The sequence below is a fragment of the Streptomyces sp. SYSU D01066-1 genome (assembly GCF_054956795.1).
The window spans coordinates 71,712-91,746 of the sequence record NZ_JBUDHV010000006.1; the positions used below are offsets into that span (position 1 = coordinate 71,712).

The 20,035-nt window shown below is 72.3% G+C and carries 16 protein-coding genes; 3 read left to right on the plus strand and 13 right to left on the minus strand.

Annotated features, from left to right (window positions below):
• Positions 1-131: 131 nt before the first annotated feature.
• From trmD to ACY1JF_RS08250, 5 genes are all read right to left on the minus strand, one after another.
• A complete protein-coding gene (trmD, locus tag ACY1JF_RS08230; protein WP_462704336.1) occupies positions 132-965 on the minus strand; it encodes a tRNA (guanosine(37)-N1)-methyltransferase TrmD in 834 nt (277 codons plus the stop codon).
• Positions 962-1,537 (minus strand): ribosome maturation factor RimM, encoded by a 576-nt coding sequence (gene rimM / locus ACY1JF_RS08235; RefSeq protein WP_462704337.1) that lies wholly within the window; start codon positions 1,535-1,537, stop codon positions 962-964. Before rimM ends, trmD begins: the two co-directional genes overlap by 4 nt.
• Positions 1,538-1,631: 94 nt before the next feature.
• Positions 1,632-1,871 carry an RNA-binding protein gene (locus ACY1JF_RS08240; protein WP_007384965.1) on the minus strand — a complete coding sequence of 80 codons (240 nt, stop codon included), beginning with the start codon at positions 1,869-1,871 and terminating at the stop codon, positions 1,632-1,634.
• Between the two features lie 2 nt (positions 1,872-1,873).
• Entirely contained in the window at positions 1,874-2,293 is a 420-nt protein-coding gene (gene rpsP, locus ACY1JF_RS08245) for a 30S ribosomal protein S16 (RefSeq protein ID WP_462704338.1), read from the minus strand.
• 196 nt (positions 2,294-2,489) lie between these two features.
• A complete protein-coding gene (locus tag ACY1JF_RS08250) occupies positions 2,490-3,086 on the minus strand; it encodes a hypothetical protein (protein ID WP_462704339.1) in 597 nt (198 codons plus the stop codon).
• Between the two features lie 606 nt (positions 3,087-3,692).
• Here ACY1JF_RS08250 and ACY1JF_RS08255 point away from each other — a divergent pair.
• Positions 3,693-4,568: an SAM-dependent methyltransferase gene (locus tag ACY1JF_RS08255; protein WP_462704340.1), complete on the plus strand. Its 876-nt coding sequence runs from the start codon at positions 3,693-3,695 to the stop codon at positions 4,566-4,568.
• 373 nt (positions 4,569-4,941) lie between these two features.
• Here ACY1JF_RS08255 and ACY1JF_RS08260 read toward each other — a convergent pair whose 3' ends face one another.
• The 6 genes from ACY1JF_RS08260 to nsdA all read right to left on the minus strand — a co-directional run bounded on the left by ACY1JF_RS08260 (position 4,942) and on the right by nsdA (position 13,058).
• A complete protein-coding gene (locus tag ACY1JF_RS08260) occupies positions 4,942-5,094 on the minus strand; it encodes a hypothetical protein (protein WP_462704341.1) in 153 nt (50 codons plus the stop codon).
• Between the two features lie 187 nt (positions 5,095-5,281).
• Entirely contained in the window at positions 5,282-6,832 is a 1,551-nt protein-coding gene (gene ffh, locus ACY1JF_RS08265) for a signal recognition particle protein (protein ID WP_462704342.1), read from the minus strand.
• Positions 6,833-7,054: 222 nt separating this feature from the next.
• The gene (locus tag ACY1JF_RS08270) at positions 7,055-9,520 is read right to left on the minus strand and encodes a [protein-PII] uridylyltransferase (protein ID WP_462704343.1); all 2,466 of its coding nucleotides are present in this window, start codon (positions 9,518-9,520) and stop codon (positions 7,055-7,057) included.
• Between the two features lie 26 nt (positions 9,521-9,546).
• Positions 9,547-9,885, minus strand: coding sequence for a P-II family nitrogen regulator (locus ACY1JF_RS08275; protein WP_215164542.1), 339 nt, complete (start codon positions 9,883-9,885; stop codon positions 9,547-9,549).
• Positions 9,882-11,225, minus strand: a complete 1,344-nt coding sequence (locus tag ACY1JF_RS08280) for an ammonium transporter (protein ID WP_462704344.1) — start codon at positions 11,223-11,225, stop codon at positions 9,882-9,884. The genes ACY1JF_RS08275 and ACY1JF_RS08280 overlap by 4 nt, the downstream gene beginning before the upstream one ends.
• A 303-nt stretch (positions 11,226-11,528) precedes the next feature.
• Positions 11,529-13,058, minus strand: a complete 1,530-nt coding sequence (gene nsdA / locus ACY1JF_RS08285) for a transcriptional repressor NsdA (RefSeq protein ID WP_462704345.1) — start codon at positions 13,056-13,058, stop codon at positions 11,529-11,531.
• Positions 13,059-13,504: 446 nt separating this feature from the next.
• Here nsdA and ACY1JF_RS08290 point away from each other — a divergent pair, with 446 nt between their 5' ends.
• Positions 13,505-14,170, plus strand: a complete 666-nt coding sequence (locus ACY1JF_RS08290; RefSeq protein WP_462704346.1) for a bifunctional DNA primase/polymerase — start codon at positions 13,505-13,507, stop codon at positions 14,168-14,170.
• Between the two features lie 346 nt (positions 14,171-14,516).
• Here ACY1JF_RS08290 and ftsY read toward each other — a convergent pair whose 3' ends face one another.
• Positions 14,517-15,725, minus strand: coding sequence for a signal recognition particle-docking protein FtsY (ftsY, locus tag ACY1JF_RS08295; protein ID WP_462704347.1), 1,209 nt, complete (start codon positions 15,723-15,725; stop codon positions 14,517-14,519).
• 206 nt (positions 15,726-15,931) lie between these two features.
• Here ftsY and ACY1JF_RS08300 point away from each other — a divergent pair, with 206 nt between their 5' ends.
• Positions 15,932-17,383 (plus strand): cytosine permease, encoded by a 1,452-nt coding sequence (locus ACY1JF_RS08300; protein ID WP_462704348.1) that lies wholly within the window; start codon positions 15,932-15,934, stop codon positions 17,381-17,383.
• A 1,012-nt stretch (positions 17,384-18,395) separates the two neighbouring features.
• Here ACY1JF_RS08300 and ACY1JF_RS08305 read toward each other — a convergent pair.
• On the minus strand, positions 18,396-19,814 hold the full coding sequence (locus tag ACY1JF_RS08305) for a sugar porter family MFS transporter (protein ID WP_462704349.1): 1,419 nt from the start codon (positions 19,812-19,814) through the stop codon (positions 18,396-18,398).
• Between the last annotated feature and the right edge of the window lie 221 nt (positions 19,815-20,035).

Below are 20,035 nucleotides of genomic sequence, written 5' to 3' on the forward strand. Positions count from 1 at the left end.
TGCTTTCCTCGCTGATGCCACAGGTCATCAACGGAAACTAGGTGTTTCGATGAGTGAGTGCCGTGCGAGCCGGGCGGGCGTCGTCTCCCCCTGTGGCAGGGGCGCACGCCGGACGGGCGCACAACAGCGACCTATTCTTCCACGCCGGGCGTCCTGCGCCAAAATCGGCCGTACGGCTCCCCCGCCGGGTCCGGTTCCCAGCCCAGGATGGAGAGCATCTCCCGGTCCTTCTTGTCGAACGCCGCGGGGGCGCAGCGCTCGATCAGGTCGGGCCGGTGGGTGGTCGTGCGCCTGAGGGCCTCGTCGCGGCGCCAGCGGGCGATCTTCCCGTGGTGGCCGCTGAGCAGCACGTCCGGGATCCCGCGCCCGCGCCAGTGCGGGGGCTTGGTGTAGACGGGGCCTTCCAGGAGGCTGGCCATGGCGCCGGGCGCGAAGGAGTCGTCGCGGTGGGACTCCGCGTTGCCGAGGACACCGGGCAGCAGCCGGGCCACGGCCTCGGTGACGACCAGGACGGCCGCCTCGCCGCCGGCCAGCACGTAGTCGCCGATGGAGACCTCGTAGACGTCCATCCGGGTCGCGTACTCGTCGATGACGCGGCGGTCGATGCCCTCGTAGCGGGCGGGGGTGAAGACCAGCCAGGGGCGCTCGGAGAGGTGGACGGCGAGTTCCTGGGTGAAGGGCCGGCCGCTGGGCGTGGGCACGATGAGGGCGGGCGCGCGGGAGCCCGTCTCGTAGCCGTCGGCGAGCACGGTGTCCAGCGCGTCGCCCCAGGGCTCGGTCTTCATCACCATGCCGGGGCCGCCGCCGTAGGGGGTGTCGTCGACGGTGTTGTGCCGGTCGTACGTCCAGGAGCGCAGGTCGTGGACGTGGACGTCGAGCTGTCCGCGCGCGCGTGCCTTGCCGACCAGGGAGACGTTCAGCGGCTCCAGGTACTCGGGGAAGATCGTGACGACGTCCAGCCTCATGCGTCGGCGTCCCGGCCACGGGAGGAGGCGGCGTCCTCGTCACGGGAGGAGGCGATCTCGGCCCGGTCGTCGATCAGCCCCGGCGGCGGGTCGATGACGGCCCGCTGCTCCTCCAGGTCGATCTCGGTGACGATCTCGGAGACGAACGGCACGTACACCTCGCTGCCGTCGGGCCGCTCCACCACGAAGAGGTCCTGGGTGGGCAGGTGGGAGATCTCGGTGATCCGGCCGACCTCGGTGCCGTCGGCGAGGACCACGTCGAGGTCCATCAGCTGGTGGTCGTAGTACTCGTCCTCCTCCTCGGGCAGCTCGTCCGGGTCGACCTCGGCGATGAGGAGGGTGTTGCGCAGGGCCTCGGCGCCGGTGCGGTCGGTGACTCCCTCGAAGCGCAGCAGGAGCCGGCCGCTGTGGACCCGGCCGGCCGCGATGGTGAGCGGCCCGGTGGCGGCGGGGTCGGTGGCCAGGACGGCGCCGGGCGCGAGCCGCAGCTCCGGCTCGTCGGTGCGGACCTCCACGGTGACCTCGCCCTTGATGCCATGGGCGCGGCCGATGCGAGCTACTACCAGCTGCACGGTGCTTGATCTCCTGATGTCGGACACGACTACGGGCCGGGGACGGCCCTTGAACGGCCTTCCCCGGCCCGAGCCGGTGCTGCGTTGCGAAGCGTCAGCGGACGTGGTCCACGTCGACGAGGTCGACACGGACACCGCGGCCGCCGATGGCGCCCACGACGGTGCGCAGGGCGCGCGCGGTGCGGCCGTTGCGGCCGATCACCTTGCCGAGGTCGTCCGGGTGGACCCGGACCTCGAGCACTCGCCCGCGGCGCAGGGTGCGCGAGGCGACCTGCACATCGTCAGGGTTGTCGACGATGCCCTTCACGAGGTGCTCGAGAGCCTCCTCGAGCATGCTCAGGCCTCGGACGACGCGGACTCGGCGGCGGCCTCGTCCTTCTTGTCGGCCTTCTTCTTCTGGGTGATGGCCTCACCCTTGCCCTCGTCGTCGCCACCGAGCGCCTCGAAGGACGGACGGGACGGCTTCTCGGCGGCCACGAGCAGCGGAGCCGGGGCGGGCTCGCCCTTGAACTTCTGCCAGTCGCCGGTCTTCTTCAGGATGGCGAGCACGGGCTCGGTCGGCTGGGCGCCGACACCGAGCCAGTACGCCACGCGCTCGGCGTCGACCTCCATCACCGACGGGTTGTACGTCGGGTGGTACTTGCCGATCTCCTCGATCGCACGGCCGTCACGGCGGGTGCGGGAGTCGGCGACGACGATGCGGTAGTGAGGCGAACGGATCTTGCCCAGACGCTTCAGCTTGATCTTGACTGCCACGGGAGTGGGTTCTCCTGGAATTGACGTGGTTGGGCACGGCGGGGATGCCGCGTGGGGTTGCGGTACCCGAGTGCCCGACGGACGCGTCAGCCGGAGGAGAGAGGGATCCTGTGCGGCTGTCGAGTACAGCTAGCCATTGTGCCACACCCCGGGGTCCGCTTCCGGCCCCGGGGTGCGGCACCGCGGCGGCCGTCCTTCACCCGGCCGCCGCGCCCACCGCCTCCGGGATGCGGAACGGCTTGCCGCAGCCGCCGCAGACGATCGGGGCCTGGGCGAGGACGGACGGGACGACCCGTACGTTGCGCCCGCAGTCGCAGACCGCCTTCACCCGTACGCCGCCCCCGGAGGAGCCGTGCCGGGCGGCCGGGCCGCGGAAGGTGCGGGCGGAGTCGGTCGCGGTCGCCGCCGTGTGCGCCTTCAGGGCGCGCTGGAGGCGCTCGATGGTCGGACGGTAGCGGCGCTTGGCGTCGGGGGTGAGCGTGACCAGGGAGAAACCGCTGCTCGGGTGCGGCTCCTCGGGATGGTCCAGGCCCAGCTCCTCGGCGATCGCGAGGAATCTGCGGTTGTGGTAGCGGCCGGCGCGGGATGTGTCGCGGACGCCGCGCGCGGCGGCGATGCCGTGGACTGCCTCATGGAGCAGTCGTTCGAAGGAGAGTTCGTGCCCGCAGGCGGACGACGACTCTCCGATCAGGGACTCGGGCGCGGCAAGATCGGGCAGCTCGGGGTGGTGCCGCTGAATATCGGCCCACGCCTGCGCCAGCTCTGCGGCGAGAACAGGTGGTGTCGTGCTCACGTAATGACAACGACCCGGGGTGCCCCTGTGTTCCTATTCCGGGGCATCCCAAATATTTTGCTCGTACCCGTCAGTATCCGTTGATGCGTCACGACGACGACGGGTGCGCTGATCTGCGGAGAAGCCACACAGCTCATACCAAGGTGGTGCGTAGCCCACCGTACGCGTCGGCGTGTACGCCGTGTCCAGGCGCCGGTGCGCGTGTGGTGTGCGCGGGCGCAAGAGACCTTTCGGCCGCCCTCGCGCCGGAAGCGTGTCCCTCCGCGCGCCCGGACGATGACGGCCAAGTTACCTGGTGCGTCACGGGCGTTCGGCACCGCCCCCGTCCGGGCGGCCGGACGCCGCACGGGCGCGGTGCGCCGGTCGCCGCTCGTGGACCTTGACCGGAATCCTCCCGTCGGCGTGGAGCGGAGCCGGCGGTTACCGGAATGTGAAATCTCGCCACTTTCCCGGGATTCGGGCCGAAGCGGGCCCCTCCACCACTGGACGCCACGGCGAGCCCGGAGTTTCCTGGCATACGGGGGAAGTGCGAGCGCGACTCACGGGGGCCACGTATTCGAAGCGATCGGGCACAGCGGCGACACTCGGCGATTGGGGCGCTTACCTATGACACCTACGCTCGTGCGGCAGAACCTGCCTCACGCGGGTGCGAAACCCCGCGTGGACCTGCGTGCACGCGCGCGTGACTGGTCCGAGATCCAGGAGCGGATGCTCGTACCGCTCTACGAGGCCGTCTACGAACGGCTGGCCGTGGGACCCGGCACCCGGCTGCTCGGCCTGGGCTGCGGTTCCGGACTGGCCCTGCTGATGGCCGCCGCCCGGGGCGCCGCGGTCACCGGGGTGGACGCCGGCCGGGCCGAGCACCTGGCCCTGGCGCGCGACCGCCTGCTGCCGCGGGCGTGGGACGCGCCGGCCCCCGGCGGCGCGCGGGCACCCGGCGACGCCCGGATCGTCGAGGGCCCGCCCCAGGAGCTGCGGCACGCGCGCGTACCGGCGTTCGACCTGGTGACGGCGTTCGAACCCATCGGGTGCCTCGCGGGTGACGCGGAGGGCATGGCCGGGCTGCTCGCGGAGGCGACCCCGTTCGCCGAGCGCGGGGCGGCCGTGGTGCTGGCCGGCTGGGGGCCGCCGGAGCGGTGCGCCACCTCGTCGGTGCTGCGGGTGGCCACCAGGCTCGCGGACCCGCTGCGCAGTGCGGGCAGCTGGCGCCCCGCCCTCCGCGACGACCTGGAGGAGGTCGCCCAGCGGGCCGGTCTGGAGCCGGACGGCTCGGGCCGGGTGGCCTGTCCCTTCGGCTACGCCGACATGGACAGCGCGCTGCGCGGCCTGCTGTCCACCGGTCTGTTCGACGCGGCGATCGGCGCCACCGACCGGGCCCAGGTGGACAAGGAGGTGGAGGAGGCGCTTCATCCGCACCAGCGGCCGGACGGCACGGTGTGGATGCCGAACGTCTTCCGGTACCTGATCGCGCGCACGCCCTGAGGCACGCGAGCGCCGGACCACGCGGCCCCCGCGGCGCGGGAGCCCCGCGCGCTCGGCCCTCCGGGGCCTCCTCGGCGCGGTGGGTGTTCCCGGCGACGTGGTGAGGCGGCGAGGCGTCCGGCTCGTCCGGCGTCTCGCCGGCCAGCGGTGACCTGGTCCAGGCCGTTCCCGGAGCCGGTGGTGACGACGCCGCAGGCGGCGTGCCCGGCCGCCGGACCACCGGGCACGCCGGCGGTCCGGCCGAGCGGGCGGGTGCTCCTCGGCGTACGCGTACTTGTCCGAGTCCGGCGCCGAGAGCCTCACCCCCGGGGCGGCCGGCCGCGCGGCACGCGGTCCGGCGGTCACCGTGACGTCGTCCTCGGTCAGGCGTCGGTCACGGTGACGTCGTCGCCCGGCCGGCCCGCGCGCTGAACTCCGGGTACGGGACGGCCGGCTCGCCGCCGCCGTCGGGGAAGGACAGCACCAGGCCGGCGACGAGACGGCCGGCCGGCGCGGCGAGGACCGGGTTCCACCGGCCGCCGCGCATCCGCCGCCCGCCGCCGGGGGCCTCGGTGGCGCACCGGGCGTGCCCGTGTGCGCCGGAGCGGCTCGGGGCCCCGCGCGGCGGGGAGAAACGGGCGGGCCGTACCGGGACGTCACGGCAGGAAGGGCGCGTACGCCGGCGCGGGTACGTCACCGGGGGCGCCCCCAGCGACGTACCGCCGGACGGGCCGTCAGCCCATGAACTTCTTGAACTCGTCCGGCAGCTCGAAGTCCTGGCCGCCCTGCTGCGGCAGGCCGAGGGCGCCGCCGTTCTGCGCGGCGGCGGCGCGGCGGGCGGCCTCCTCCTGCTCCTGCTGCTTGCGCTTCATCGGGTTGCCGGAGCGCTGCTTGCCCTTGGCCTTCTTCTGCTGCTTCTTCTGCCGGCCCGGGCCGCCGCCCATGCCCGGCATCCCCGGCATCCCCGGCATGCCGCCGCCCTGGGCCATGCGGGACATCATCTTGCGGGCCTCGAAGAACCGCTCGACCAGGTTCTTCACCGCGCTGACGTCGACACCGGAGCCCTTGGCGATACGGGCCCGGCGCGAGCCGTTGATGATCGTCGGGTCCTGGCGCTCGGCCGGGGTCATCGACTTGATGATGGCGGCCGTGCGGTCGACGTCCCGCTCGTCCAGGTTGTTGATCTGGTCCTTGATCTGTCCCATGCCGGGCAGCATGCCGAGCAGCTTGCTGATGCTGCCCATCTTCCTGACCTGCTCCATCTGGGCCAAGAAATCGTCCAGGGTGAAGTCCTGGCCCTTCTTGGACGCCAGCTTGGAGGCCATCTTCTCGGCCTCTTCCTGGCTGAACGTCTTCTCCGCCTGCTCGATCAGGGTGAGCAGGTCACCCATGTCGAGGATGCGGGAGGCCATCCGGTCCGGGTGGAAGGCGTCGAAGTCGTCCAGCTTCTCGCCGTTGGAGGCGAACATGATCGGCTTGCCGGTCACCGAGGCGATCGACAGGGCGGCGCCACCGCGCGCGTCACCGTCGAGCTTGGAGAGGACGACACCGTCGAAGCCGACGCCGTCGCGGAACGCCTCGGCGGTGTTGACGGCGTCCTGGCCGATCATCGCGTCGACGACGAAGAGGATCTCGTCGGGCGAGACCGCGTCGCGGATGTCCGCGGCCTGCCGCATCAGCTCGGCGTCGATGCCGAGGCGGCCGGCGGTGTCGACGATGACCAGGTCGTGGACCTTGGACTTGGCGTACTCGACGGAGTCCTTGGCGACCTTGACCGGGTCACCGACGCCGTTGCCCGGCTCGGGGGCGTAGACGGCGACGCCGGCCCGCTCGGCGACGACGCTGAGCTGGTTGACGGCGTTGGGGCGCTGGAGGTCGCAGGCGACCAGCAGCGGGGAGTGGCCCTGCTCCTTGAGCCAGCGGCCGAGCTTGCCCGCGAGGGTGGTCTTGCCGGCACCCTGGAGACCGGCCAGCATGATCACGGTGGGCGGCTGCTTGGCGAACCGCAGCCGGCGGGTCTCGCCGCCGAGGATCTGGACCAGTTCCTCGTTGACGATCTTGATGATCTGCTGGGCGGGATTGAGGGCCTTGGAGACCTCGGCACCGAGGGCGCGTTCCTTGACGTTCTTGATGAACGCGCGGACGACGGGGAGCGCGACGTCGGCTTCGAGGAGCGCGATGCGGATCTCGCGTGCCGTGGCGTCGATGTCCGCTTCGGACAGCCGCCCCTTGCCACGCAGGTTCTTGAAAGTCGCTGAGAGGCGATCGGAGAGGGTATCGAACACGGCGGCGTAGGTCCTCGGAGTCGGGGGCGTTTCGGGCTGCCCTCCAGGGTATCCGGCCCCGCAAGCAAATCGTCCCCGCCCACTGTGCTCGAGTGCGGGCGGGGACCCGAACCCCGCAGCCGCGGGGAGCATCCGTTGGCGATCTTGAGCACCTGCTGTGCCGGCGGACCATCCCCGCGTCGGCGGGGACCACGCCATGGGAACGCGTCCGGCGCCCGGAGGTCACCCCCGCAGCAGTTCCTCCAGCCTGCGCGCGACCGCCACCGCCTCCTCCCCCGGCAGCGGTCCGCCTTCGGCGCCGGTCACGTAGAAGGCGTCGACGGCGTTGGACCCCAGCGTGCCGGCGTGCGCGCTGCGCACCCGCACGCCGGCCCCCTCCAGCGCCCGCCCGATGCGGAACAGCAGTCCCGGCGCGTCCTGCGCGCGGACCTCGATCACCGTCGCGGAGCGGGAGGCCGCCGGGGCGACCGTCACCCGCGGCGGTGGCGCGACCACGCCCCGGCGGCGCGGATAGGCCGCGTCCCGTTCGGCGAGGCGGGCGGCGATGTCCAGGGAGCCGTCCAGCGCGCGCACCAGGTCGGCGCGGAGCCGGGCGGCCTGCGGCAGCGAGCCGTACTCGGCGGCGACCCGCCAGTCGAGGAGCAGGACGGAGCCGTCGACACCGTCCGGCAACGGCAGGGAGCGCAGCTCGGCGGTGCGCACGGTCAGCCGGTGCACGGCCAGGACGCCGGCGACGGCGGGCAGCACGCCCGCCTGGTCGGGGACGGCGATCAGCAGTTCCACGCCGAGCGGCTCCTGCTCGCCCGCCGCCGAGCCCGACGCCGCGTCCGGCACCTCGGCCGGCGTCTCGGCCTGCGCTCGCAGCGCCAGCACCGGGCCGCCCGTGCGGAACGCCTCCAGGGCGAGCCGCTCCTGCTCGGCGGTGGGCGCGGCGGCCTCCGGGTCCTGCGGCAGGTCCCCCGACAGCACCGCCGAGACCCGTTTGACCAGGTCGCTGACGAGGGAGCCGCGCCAGGCGGACCAGGCGGCGGGCCCGGTGGCGAGGGCGTCCGCCTCGGTGAGGGCGTGCAGCAGCTCCAGCGTGCTCTGGGTGCCGACCGCCTCGGCGACCGCCCGTACGGTGGCGGGGTCGTCCAGGTCGCGCCGGGTGGCGGTCTCGATGAGCAGCAGGTGGTGGCGTACGAGGGTGGCCAGGACGGCGGCGTCGGCGTGGTCGAAGCCGATGCGGACGGCCACGTCCTTGGCGATGATCTCGCCGGCCACCGAGTGGTCGCCGGGCCAGCCCTTGCCGATGTCGTGCAGCAGGGCGGCGACCAGCAGCAGGTCGGGGCGGTGGACGCGGCGGGTGAACGAGGAGGCGCGCACCGCCGTCTCGATGAGGTGCCGGTCGACGGTCCACACGTGCACGGCGTTGCGCTGGGGGCGGCAGCGCACCCGCTCCCAGTCGGGCAGCAGCCGGGTGATCAGGCCCTCGGCCTCCAGGGCCTCCCAGACCTCGACGGTGGGGCGGCCGGAGCCGAGCAGGGTGACGAGCTGCTCGCGGGCCTCGGCGGGCCAGGGCGTGGGCAGGGGGCGCACGGTGGCGGCGAGGCGGCGTACGGCGTGCAGGGAGAGCGGGAGACCGGACTGCGCGGCGGCGGCCGCGGCGCGCAACGGGAGCACCGGGTCGCGTTCGGGGCGTGCGGCGCGGGCGAGCACCACCTCGCCGTCCTGTTCCACGACGCCCTCGGCGAGCGGGGAGCGCTCGGGCGCGGGTTTGCCGCCCCCCAGCACGGCGCGCAGCCGGGGCCTCACCGACCGCGCCCGCAGCACCCGCCCCACCTCGCGCCAGGTGACGTCACTGGCGTACGAGACGAGGCGCGCGGCCTCGTAGACCTGGCGGAGCAGGGCGTCGGCGTCGAGGAGGCCCAGCTCGGCGGCGACCTGGTCCTGTTCCTGGAGCGCCAGCCGGTCGGTGGCCCGGCCGGTCACCAGGTGCAGGGCGTCGCGGACGTCGAGGAGCCGGCGCCGGGCGTCGGCGAGGCCCTCGCGCGGGGCGTCGGCGAGCCAGGAGGCGGCGACGGCGCGCAGGGCGGTGGCGTCGCGCAGGCCGCCGCGCGCCTCCTTCAGGTCCGGTTCCAGCAGGTACTGCAGCTCGCCCTGGCGTTCGGCGCGCTCGGCGCAGAGTTCCTGGAGTTCGGGCAGGCGCTTGGGTGCCTGGTTGCGCCAGTCCGCGAGGACCGTCGTACGCAGCGCGGCGGTCAGGCCGAGGTCACCGGCGAGGTGGCGGGCGTCGAGGAGACCGAGGTGGACCTTGAGGTCGTCCCCGGCCGTCCTGCGCGCCTCGGCCGGCGTGCGGACCGAGTGGTCGAGGGCGAGACCGAGGTCCCAGACCGGGTACCAGAGGCGGTCGGCGAGGACGGCGACCGCCTTGTCGTCGTGGCCGTCGTGCAGCAGGAGCAGGTCGAGGTCGCTGCGCGGGGACAGTTCGCCGCGCCCGTACCCGCCGACCGCGACCAGCGACACGCCCCGCAGCCCCTCGGCCGCCGTGTCGAAGAGGCCGGTGAGCCAGTCGTCGGTCAGCCCGGAGAGGGCACGACGGCGCGGCGGCCCGGACCGTGCCCCCTCGGTGAGGAGGCGCAGCCGGGCCGCCGCGTAGCCGCTGGGTCCCGAGTCCTCTGTTCCGTTCGCCACGTCCGTGCTCGTCACCCAGCGACTCCTGTTCGTCCGTCGTGTCAGAGCGCGTCCGGGCCGCGCTCGCCGGTGCGGACCCGGACGGCCGTCTCGACGGGGACCGCCCAGACCTTGCCGTCACCGATCTTGCCGGTGCGGGCCGCCTTGACGACGACCTCGATGAGCTGTTCGGCGTCGTCGTCCTCGACCAGCACCTCGATGCGGATCTTGGGGACCAGGTCGACGGTGTACTCGGCGCCCCGGTAGACCTCGGTGTGGCCGCGCTGGCGGCCGTAGCCGCTGGCCTCGGTGACGGTCAGGCCCTGCACCCCGAAGGCCTGGAGGGCTTCCTTGATCTCGTCGAGCCGGTGCGGCTTGACGACGGCGGTGATGAGCTTCATGCGTCCACCTTCTTGCTCTCGGTGCCGACGACGGGCGCGGGCGCGGCCGTCGTGCGGGCGGCACCGCCCCCGGCGCCGCTGAAGTCGTATGCGGTCTCGGCGTGCTCGGCCTGGTCGATGCCGGCCACCTCGACGTCCTCCGGTACCCGCATGCCGATCGTCTTGTCCAGCAGGAAGGCGAGGACCGCGGAGACGACCAGGGAGTAGGCGAGGACGCCGAAGACACCGGCGCACTGCTTCCAGAACTGGTCGAGGCCGCCGCCGTAGAAGAGGCCCGCGACGTCGGACTGGCCCTTGCCGGTGGCGAAGAAGCCGATGAGCAGGGAGCCGAGGATGCCGCCGACCATGTGGACGCCGACGACGTCGAGGGAGTCGTCGTAGCCGAACTTGTACTTGAGGCCGACGGCCATGGCGCACAGGACGCCGGCGATGACGCCGACGGCGATCGCGCCGAGCGGGGAGACGGCGCCGCCCGCCGGGGTGATGGCGACCAGGCCGGAGACCGCGCCGGAGGCGGCGCCGAGGGTGGTGAAGGCGCCGTGGCGGATCTTCTCGTAGGCGAGCCAGCCGAGGACGGCGGCGCCGGTGGCGACCTGGGTGTTGACGAACATCAGCGCGCCGACGCCGTCGTCGTTGCCGAGCCAGGAGCCGGCGTTGAAACCGAACCAGCCGAACCACAGCAGGCCGGCGCCGAGCATGACCAGCGGCAGGCTGTGCGGGCGCATCGGGTCCTTCTTGAAGCCGACCCGCTTGCCGATGACGAGGATGACGCCGAGCGCCGCGGCACCGGCGTTGATGTGCACGGCCGTACCGCCGGCGAAGTCGATCACGCCCAGCTCGAAGGCCCAGCCGCCCGCGCCCCAGACCCAGTGGGCGACCGGGAAGTACACGACCGTGGCCCACAGGGCGACGAACAGCGCCCACGCCGTGAACTTCACGCGGTCCGCGAGGGCGCCGCTGATCAGGGCGGGGGTGAGGACGGCGAACATCAGCTGGAAGACCAGGAAGACGAAGACCGGGATGGTGTAGCCGTCCCACAGTTCCGTCAGGCCGATGTCGCTCAGGCCCACCCAGTGGGAGTTCCAGCCGATGACCGAGCCGGAGTCCGTGCCGAACGCCATGGAGAAGCCGTACAGCACCCACAGGACGGTGACGATGCCGAGGCTGATGAAGCTCATCATCAGCATGTTCAGCGTGCTCTTGACCCGGACCATGCCCCCGTAGAAGAAGGCCAGGCCGGGGGTCATGAGCATCACGAGGGCGGAACAGATGAGCATGAACCCCGTGTTGGCGGCAGAGAGCGTGGGCGTCTCTGCGGCAAGGGTGATGGCTGGTGCCATCGGCGTCTCCTCGTCGTTGGTACGGCCCCGTGCGGGCGGAAGCCTGAGCGGAATGAGGGGTGGGCCGGTTATGCGCCACGAGACTGGCGCAGCGCGGTTTCGTTGGGCGCCCCTGGCTGTTTCACCGCCGTGACGAAGGCACCGTGCGTGTTACGCGTCGGTGAACTGCCTGATCCGGTACGGGTGATCGTTATCGTGGTGCGACCTGCGCAGGCCGGCCGCGGCCGGCCCTCCGGTGACCTGGCGGGGGGGAGCCGAGTCGGGCAGTTCGGGAGGGCCGGCCGCGGCCGGGGTCCGGTGGGGTCAGACCGCCTCGGCGGTCTCCGGGAGTTCGGCGGCGAGCAGGTCGGTGAGGTCGACGACCTCGGCCAGCTCGCCGAAGTCGCGTACGGCCGCGTCGACCGTCTTGCGGATACGGGTGTTGACCCGCTCGGAGCGGATCTTCTTGGCCGTCCGGATGGCGTCGGTGGCCAGGGCGGTGCTCCGCTCGGGCTCGCGCCGCAGCAGGTGCACGGTGGCCAGGCCGATCAGGTTGAGCGCGTACGACCGCTGGTGCTCGCCGTCCTCGGCGAAGAGGTCGACGGCCCGGCGCATCAGGGGCTCGGCCAGGGAGGCGTAGGCGGGGCTGCGCCCGGCGACGTAGGCCAGGTCGCGGAAGGAGTGGCTGTTCTCGCCGTGCAGTTCGGCCTCGGAGAAGAAGCGGATCCAGTCGGGGTCCGGCTCGTCCCACTCGTCGGCCTCGGCGAAGATGTCCTCGGCCATCCGCACGGCCCGCTTGGTGCGGCCGGGCTGCCCCATGTTGGCGTAGGCGCGGGCCTCCATCGCATACAGCATGGACTGGGTGCGCGGGCTCGCGCAGTCCCGGCTGCCGTACTGAGCGAGGTGGATCAGCTCCAGGGCGTCGTCGGGCCGGCCGAGGTGGATCATCTGGCGGCTCATGCTGGACAGCACGTACGAGCCGAGCGGCCGGTCACCGGCCTCCTTGGCGGCGTGCAGGGCGAGCACGAAGTACTTCTGCGCGGTGGGCTGGAGCCCGACGTCGTACGACATCCAGCCGGCCAGCTCGGCCAGCTCGGCGGCGACCTTGAACAGCTTGACGCGGGTGGCCTCCGGCTGGGGTTCCTGGAGGAGGTCGGTCACCTCGTGCAGCTGGCCGACGACCGCCTTGCGGCGCAGGCCGCCGCCGCACTGGGCGTCCCACCGCCGGAACATCACGGTGGTGGTCTCCAGCAGGTCCAGCTCGGGCTTGGACAGCCGGCCCCGGGCACGCCCGGCGGGCAGCGGCTCGGGCTCCGGCGCGGTGGGCGCGGGCGTGGGCACGAGCCAGCGCTGCATGGGTTCGATGAGGGACGGGCCCGCGGAGAGGGCCAGCGAGGTCCCGAGGAAGCCGCGCCGCGCCAGCATCAGGTCGCTGCGCGAGAACTCGCTGAGCAGTGCCACGGTCTGCGGGCCCGTCCAGGGCAGGTCGACGCCGGTCGCGGAGGGCACCGGGCGGCTGGTGCGCAGGCCCAGGTCCTCGACGGACACGACGACGCCGAAGCGCTCGGAGAACAGCTCCGAGAGGATCTTCGGGATCGGCTCGCGGGGGTTCTCGCCGTCCAGCCAGCGGCGTACGCGGGAGGTGTCGGTGGAGACGTGGTTGGCACCGAGCCGGCGGGCCCGGCGGTTGACCTGACGGGCCAGCTCGCCCTTGGACCAGCCGCTGCGCACGAACCATGAGGTGAGCAACTCGTTGGGACGCTTGTCGGCGGGGCCGGTGGGGCCAGCAGGGCCGGTGGGTCCGGCGTGCCCGGCGTCCCCAGCGCTCGTTCCGCCGCCACCGTTGCCGCTCACTGGAACGCCCCCATCCCTCAAGACCACCTGTCGCCGAGTGCGCCAAGCCCTATCAGGATGCCGGTGTTCGGACCGTCCGTCCCAGGGTTGTCACTCTTCGAACGGAAAGCCGAGTTGCCTCCGGCATACCCACGTGCGCAAGTGCCCCCAGGCGCCATGAACACAAAGTAATTCCACGATCACACGTACAGCCATGGCGATTCCATAAACGCCACCATTCGCCACCCCTTCGGGTGAACACGCAGCGTGGCCTTCGCGATTCACTTGACATCAGCCACCCAGGGGTGGGTGCAACGGAGCGCGTTAGAGGCGTGCGACGTCGGGTGCACCACCCGAGGTGCTTCCAGGCGCCGCCTGAAACGCTCGGCACTGGGGAGGTGGGAACACAGAGTCACCGCGCACACTCGTTTCGTGACCATCGGTGCGCCGAACCCGTTGGAGGGGGCATGGGCTTCACGATCGGCAGCAGTCGGGGGATTCGCGACCTCCGCACCGCCGCGCGGCGCCGGGGCCGCCCGTCGGAGTGCACGGCCGTGGCCGAGTTCACCGGCCTGTGGGGGTGGGACGTGGTGCCGGGGGCACGGGCCGCCGCGGATGCCTGCTCCTGCGGTCGCGCCGACTGCCCGGCGCCGGGCGCGCACCCGCTGGACTTCGCGCCCGAGGTGCCCGCCGGGTCGACGCTGGACGAGGTGAGCGAGGCGTGGGCGCGGTTCCCCGGCGCCTCGGTGATGCTGCCGGTCGGCCGGACGTTCGACGTGATCGAGGTGGCCGAGCCCGCGGGCTGCCGGGCGCTGGCCCGGCTGGAGCGCATGGGGCTGCCGGTCGGCCCGGTCACGGCGACCCCGCAGGGCCGTGCCCACTTCTTCGTCGCCCCCGGCGCCGCCGCCGAACTGCCCCGGCTGCTCTACCGGCTGGGCTGGGACGCCCCCTCCGCCCTCGACCTGCGCGGCCTCGGCCGGGACGCGTACATCACCGCCCCGCCCTCCGACCGCGGCGGCCGGGGCCCGGTGCGGTGGCTGCGCCCACCGGCCCTGGACTCGGCGACCCGGCCACCGGAGGCGCGGCTGCTGCTGGGGACCTTGGCGTACGTGGCACACCGGTCCCGGGGGTGAGCGGCGGCCGGCGGCCTCGGGGGCGTGCTGGTCGCGGGTGCGGGCACAGCCACGGCGGCTTCAGGCTTGTCCGTACCGGCCGCGGGCGTTTCCGTGCCGGCCCCGGGCTGTCCGTACCGGCTTCAAGCGTTTCCGTGCCAGCCCCGGGCTGTCCGTACCGGCTTCAGGTTTGTCCGTACCGCCGCGGGCGTTTCTCTGCCGGCTTCAGGCTTGTCCGTACCGGCCGCGGGTGTTTCCGTACCGGCCGGCCGCAGGTGTTTCCGTACCGGCCACGACGGTCCCCTGACGCCCGGAAGCGCCCGTCCCCTCGGGGGCGGGCGCTTCCGGTGCGGGCAGGGGAATCGGCTCAGTCACCGATCAGCGCGTCCACGAACGCCTCCGGCTCGAACGGCGCCAGGTCGTCGGCGCCCTCGCCCAGGCCGATCAGCTTGACCGGTACGCCCAGCTCCCGCTGGACGGCGATCACGATGCCGCCCTTGGCCGTGCCGTCCAGCTTGGTGAGCACGATGCCGGTGACGTCCACGACCTCGGCGAAGACCCGGGCCTGGATCAGACCGTTCTGGCCGGTGGTGGCGTCGAGCACGAGCAGCACCTCGTCGAGCGGGGCGTGCTTCTCCACCACCCGCTTGACCTTGCCCAGCTCGTCCATGAGACCGGTCTTGGTGTGCAGCCGCCCCGCGGTGTCGATGAGGACGACGTCGGAGCCGATCTCCTTGCCCTCCTTGACCGCGTCGAAGGCGACGGAGGCCGGATCGCCGCCCTCGGGGCCGCGCACGGTGTGGGCGCCGACCCGCTCGCCCCAGGTCTGGAGCTGGTCGGCGGCGGCGGCCCGGAAGGTGTCGGCGGCGCCCAGGACGACGCTGCGGCCGTCGGCGACCAGGACCCGGGCGAGCTTGCCGGTGGTGGTGGTCTTGCCGGTGCCGTTGACGCCGACGACCATGACGATGCCGGGCTTGCCGGAGGGAGGCTCGGTCTTGACCGTGCGGTCCATCTCGGGGCCGACCAGGGTGATCAGCTCCTCGCGCAGCAGCCCCCGCAGCTCCTCCGGGGTGCGGGTGCCCAGGACGCGGACGCGCTCGCGCAGCCGCTCGACCAGTTCCTGGGTGGGCTGCACGCCGACGTCGGCGGTGAGCAGCGTGTCCTCGATCTCCTCCCAGGTGTCCTCGTCGAGGTGCTCGCGGGAGAGCAGCGTGAGCAGGCCCTTGCCGAGCGCGCTCTGCGAACGGGAGAGGCGGGAACGGAGCCGGACCAGTCGGCCTGCGGTGGGCTCGGGGACCTCCAGCTGAGGTACTTCGAGCTCTTCGACGACGGGCGGCTCGGCGAGGGTGGCGCCGCTGCCGCTCGGAAGGTCGACCTCCTCTATCGTCCGGCGCGTTTCGTCGCGCGGTGTCTCGGCCTCTTCGCCGACGCGCGGCTCGGCCGGAGGGGCGGTGATGTCGGGCGCGGCGGGCGGCGGCTTCGGCAGCGGCTTCTTACGGCGGCTGCCGACGACCAGCCCGCCGATCGCGCCGACCACGACCACGGCGATGACTACAGCAAGGATGACGATGTCCATAACGGCTCCAGTATCGGCCATGGCCCCGGTCCGTCAGGGCCCCGCGGCACACCGTTCTTGGCGCTTCCTCCAAGGGACAAAGGTCACTGGTGGGACGTGATGGGAGCAAAGTACGATGGCGGGGCCCGCAGTGACGCGCGTAGATCACCCGACCGCCGCCCGCCCCTCCCCCACGAGGCACGGGCCCTTGAGGCACGGACCCCCACATGAGCGAAACCGCCGCCGCGACCGACGGCGCCCACGGCCTGGAGACCCGCGGCATCGAGCAGGTGCCCGATCACGAACGCACGGCCCGCGTCCGCGGGCTCTTCCCGACCTGGGTCGGCGCCAACATCAGCGTGCTGCTGCTCACGATGGGCGCGAGCCTGGTCGTGGCGTACCGCCTCGGCCTGTGGCAGGCGGTGGTCGTCGCGGTGTGCGCGCCCGTCGTCTCGTACGGACTGGTCGGGCTGATCGGCATCGCCGGCAAGCGCGGCGGGGCGCCGGGGATGGCGCTGTCCCGGGCGGTGTTCGGGCAGCGGGGCAATCTGCTGCCCGGTTCGCTGATCTGGGTCGCGCGCTGGGGCTGGGAGACGATCAACGCGGTGACCGGCGCGTACGCGCTGCTGACGGTGCTGGACATCCTGTTCGGCGTGCGGGCCGGCGCCCTGCTGGACATGGTGACGCTGCTGGCCTTCGTGATCGCCACGTTCGCGATCTCGGGGCTCGGCATCAACGCCGTGCAGAAGTGCAACAAGTACGCGGCCTATCTGTTCGGCGCCTTCTCGGTGCTGGTGCTCGGCTATCTGGTCACGGAGACCGACTGGTCGGCGGTCTTCGGCCGGCCCGCCGGGTCGGTGGCCGCGATGATCACGGGGATCGGTCTGATCGCGGCGGGCGGGGTCAGCTGGATCCCGTCGGCCCCGGACTTCACGCGCTACCTGCCGCGTACCGCGTCGGCGAAGGGCATCGTGGGAGTGACGGTCGGTGGTGCCGGGATCGTCGTACTGCCGATGGTGCTGATGGGCGCGGTCATGGCGGTCTCCACGCCGGACCTGGCCTCGACGGCCGACCCGGTCTCCTTCCTCGGGGAGATCCTGCCGACCTGGATCGCGGTGCCGTACCTGCTGATCGCGCTGATCGGCATGTTGCTGATCAACGCGATGTCGATGTACTCGGCGGGCTTCACCGCGCAGACCCTCGGCTTCAAGGTGCCGCGTCACTGGGCGGTCTCGGTGAACGCGGTGATCTCGCTCGTCTTCGGCAGCGTGCTGATGCTGGCGGCGACCAGCTTCCTGGGCTCCTTCACCGCGTTCCTGTCGCTGCTGGCGGTGGCCTTCTCGGCCTGGGTCGGCGTCTTCGGCGCGGACATGCTGCGCCGCCGGGAGTACGACGGCGCGGCCCTCTCCGACACGGGGCGCACCAGCGCGTACTGGTACCGGGGCGGCTTCTCGCCCGCCGCGGTGGCCGCGTGGGCCGTGGGTCTGGCGACGGGCCTGACGTTCACCGCGTCGGACTGGTTCACCGGCCCACTGGCCGACAACAACGTCATCGGCGAGTACGGGCTCGGCTGGGTGGCCACGATCGTGGTCTCCGGCCTGCTGTACGTGGTGCTGCCCAAGCCCGCGGTGACGGTCCCGGCGGAGCGGGGCGCGGAGTCTCGGCCGCCGGCCCGCTGAGGCGCGGGCCGGCGTATCGGCGGGTCGGCCGACGGCTCGCGCCGCCGCCGCGCCCGGACCGTCCGGAGGGGCGGAGGGGCGTCAGCCGCTCCGTGGACGCGGGCAGCCATGACGGCGGACGGCGCACGGTCCGGGCGCGGTCGGGCCGTACGGGGGAACGTGCTCGGTCGGCAAGACCGGCGCCGGCGCGACGACCGCCACCGCCCGGTGCGGCAGCTCGGCGACGGCGGACCGCGACCGGGTGAGCGGGGCGCCCGCCGAGGTGCGCGGGTCACCGCGGCCGTGGTGTGGGCGGCCCGGCCGCAGGCCGAGCGGGGCGTGCCCGCCCCTCGACGCTGCGGACCTGTCCCTCGTCGGGTCACAGCCAGTGGACCGAGGCCGCGCGGGAGCGTCCCGAGGCGCCGGGTGAACCGCCCGCTCGCACCGTGACTCGGGCTGGGCCGGCGGACTCGTCGTGGTCAGCGGAGCCACAGCCCTGCCCACCGTGGTCAACGAGGTCACGGATCGCTCACCGTGGTCAACGGAGCCACAGCCCTGCCCACCGTGGTCAACGAAGTCACGGCCCTGCCCACCGTGGTCAACGAAGTCACGGCCCTGCCCACCGTGGTCAACGAAGTCACGGATCGCTCACCGTGGTCAGCGGAGTCACGGCCCTGCTCGTCGCGGTCAACGGGGCTGCACCCCTGCTCACCGGTCCTCTGCTGCTCGCGCCGCCCTCCCGCGCGGTGGGCGGACTGGCCGCCGCCCCGGTCCGGCGTACCCGGCCTGTCGTGCGGACGTCCTCACCCGGCCGCCCGGCGACCGCACACCCGGCCCTGATCGCGGCACCCCTCGCGGCAGGAAGGCCGCGGTCACCTCCCGCGGCAGGAAGGCCGCGGCCGTCCTCGCGGCGGACAAAGACGTACTGCCCGGTCCGTGTGTCGGACCGGGCAGTACGTCTTCCGGGTGTCGAGGAGCGGGGCAGCGGGGACTTGGCCCGGCTCCTCGAGTCGAGGGGCCTCGACGGCGAGGCTCAGCCCATCTCCTCCAGCGCCTTGCCCTTCGTCTCCTTGACGAACTTCAGGACGAACGGGATGGAGAGCCCGGCGAAGATCGTGTAGATCACGTAGGTGCCGGACAGGTTCCAGTCGGCCAGCGACGGGAAGCTCGCGGTGATGGCCCAGTTGGCGATCCACTGCGCGGCGGCGGCGACGCCCAGGGCGGCGGCGCGCAGCCGGTTGGGGAACATCTCGCCGAGGAAGACCCAGACGATGACGCCCCAGGACAGGGCGAAGAAGAGGACGAAGACGTGGGCGGCGATCAGGGCGACCCAGCCCTGGGTGGCCGGGAGCTTGCCGTCGATCAGGTTGGCGGAGAACGCCCAGGCCTCCAGGGCCAGGCCGATGACCATGCCGACCGAGCCGATGATGGCCAGCGGCTTGCGGCCGACGCGGTCCACGAAGATCATCGCGATCACGGTGCCGACGATGTTGATGATCGACGTGGTGAAGGAGTAGAAGAAGGAGTCGGTGGGGTCGACGCCGACCGACTGCCACAGCGTCGAGGAGTAGTAGAACGCGACGTTGATGCCGACGAACTGCTGGAAGACGGAGAGGCCGATGCCGATCCAGACGATCGGCTTGAAGAAGAAGCTGCCGCCGAGGAGTTCCTTGAAGCTGGCCTTCTCCTCGCGGTGCATCCCGGTCTCGATCTCGGTGACGCGGGCGTCGAGGTCGACGTTCTTGCCCTCGACCTCTTCGAGGATCTGGCGGGCCCTGTCGTGCTTGCCCACCGAGATCAGGAAGCGGGGGGACTCGGGGATGGCGAAGGACAGCAGGCCGTACAGGACGGCCGGGATGACCATGACGCCGAGCATGACCTGCCAGGCCTCCAGGCCCATCAGCTCACCGCGCTGGTCGCCGCCGGCGGCGTTGAGCAGGCCCCAGTTGACCAGCTGGGAGACCGCGATGCCGATGACGATGGCGGCCTGCTGGAAGGAGCCGAGCCGGCCGCGGTAGGCGGGCGGGGAGACCTCGGCGATGTAGGCGGGGCCGATCACCGAGGCCATGCCGATGGCGAAGCCGCCGATGACCCGCCACATGGCCAGGTCCCACAGCGCGAAGGGCAGGGCCGAGCCGACGGCGCTGACGGTGAACAGGACCGCGGCGATCTGCATGCAGCGGATGCGGCCGATGCGGTCGGCGATGCGGCCGGCGGTGGCGGCGCCGATGGCGCAGCCGATCAGCGCGATCGCGATGACCTGGGCCAGCAGCGCGGAGCCGACGTCGTAGCGGTGCCGGATGGCCTCGACGGCGCCGTTGATCACGGAGCTGTCGTAGCCGAAGAGGAAACCGCCCATCGCGGCCGCCGCCGCGATGAAGATGACGTGCCCGAGATGATCGGGGTGAGCCGTTCTGGCTCCTGACTTGGGTGCCTCAGCAGTGCTGGTCACGTGTACTCCTCGGGCCACCGGCAACGCTGCCGGGGTGGATCTCCCTTCGAGGACCGTCTGAAGGTTCCTGAAGGTAAAAGCAACGTTGCAGAGACTATGCCTTCAAGTTTCGAAGTCAATAGGGTGAAAGGTGTGAGCTAGGAGACGTTCCGCGCAGAAGAATCAAGAAGGACGCGCGGGGTCAATGATCCATCTGCGTTCAAGTCTTGAAGATGTACTCC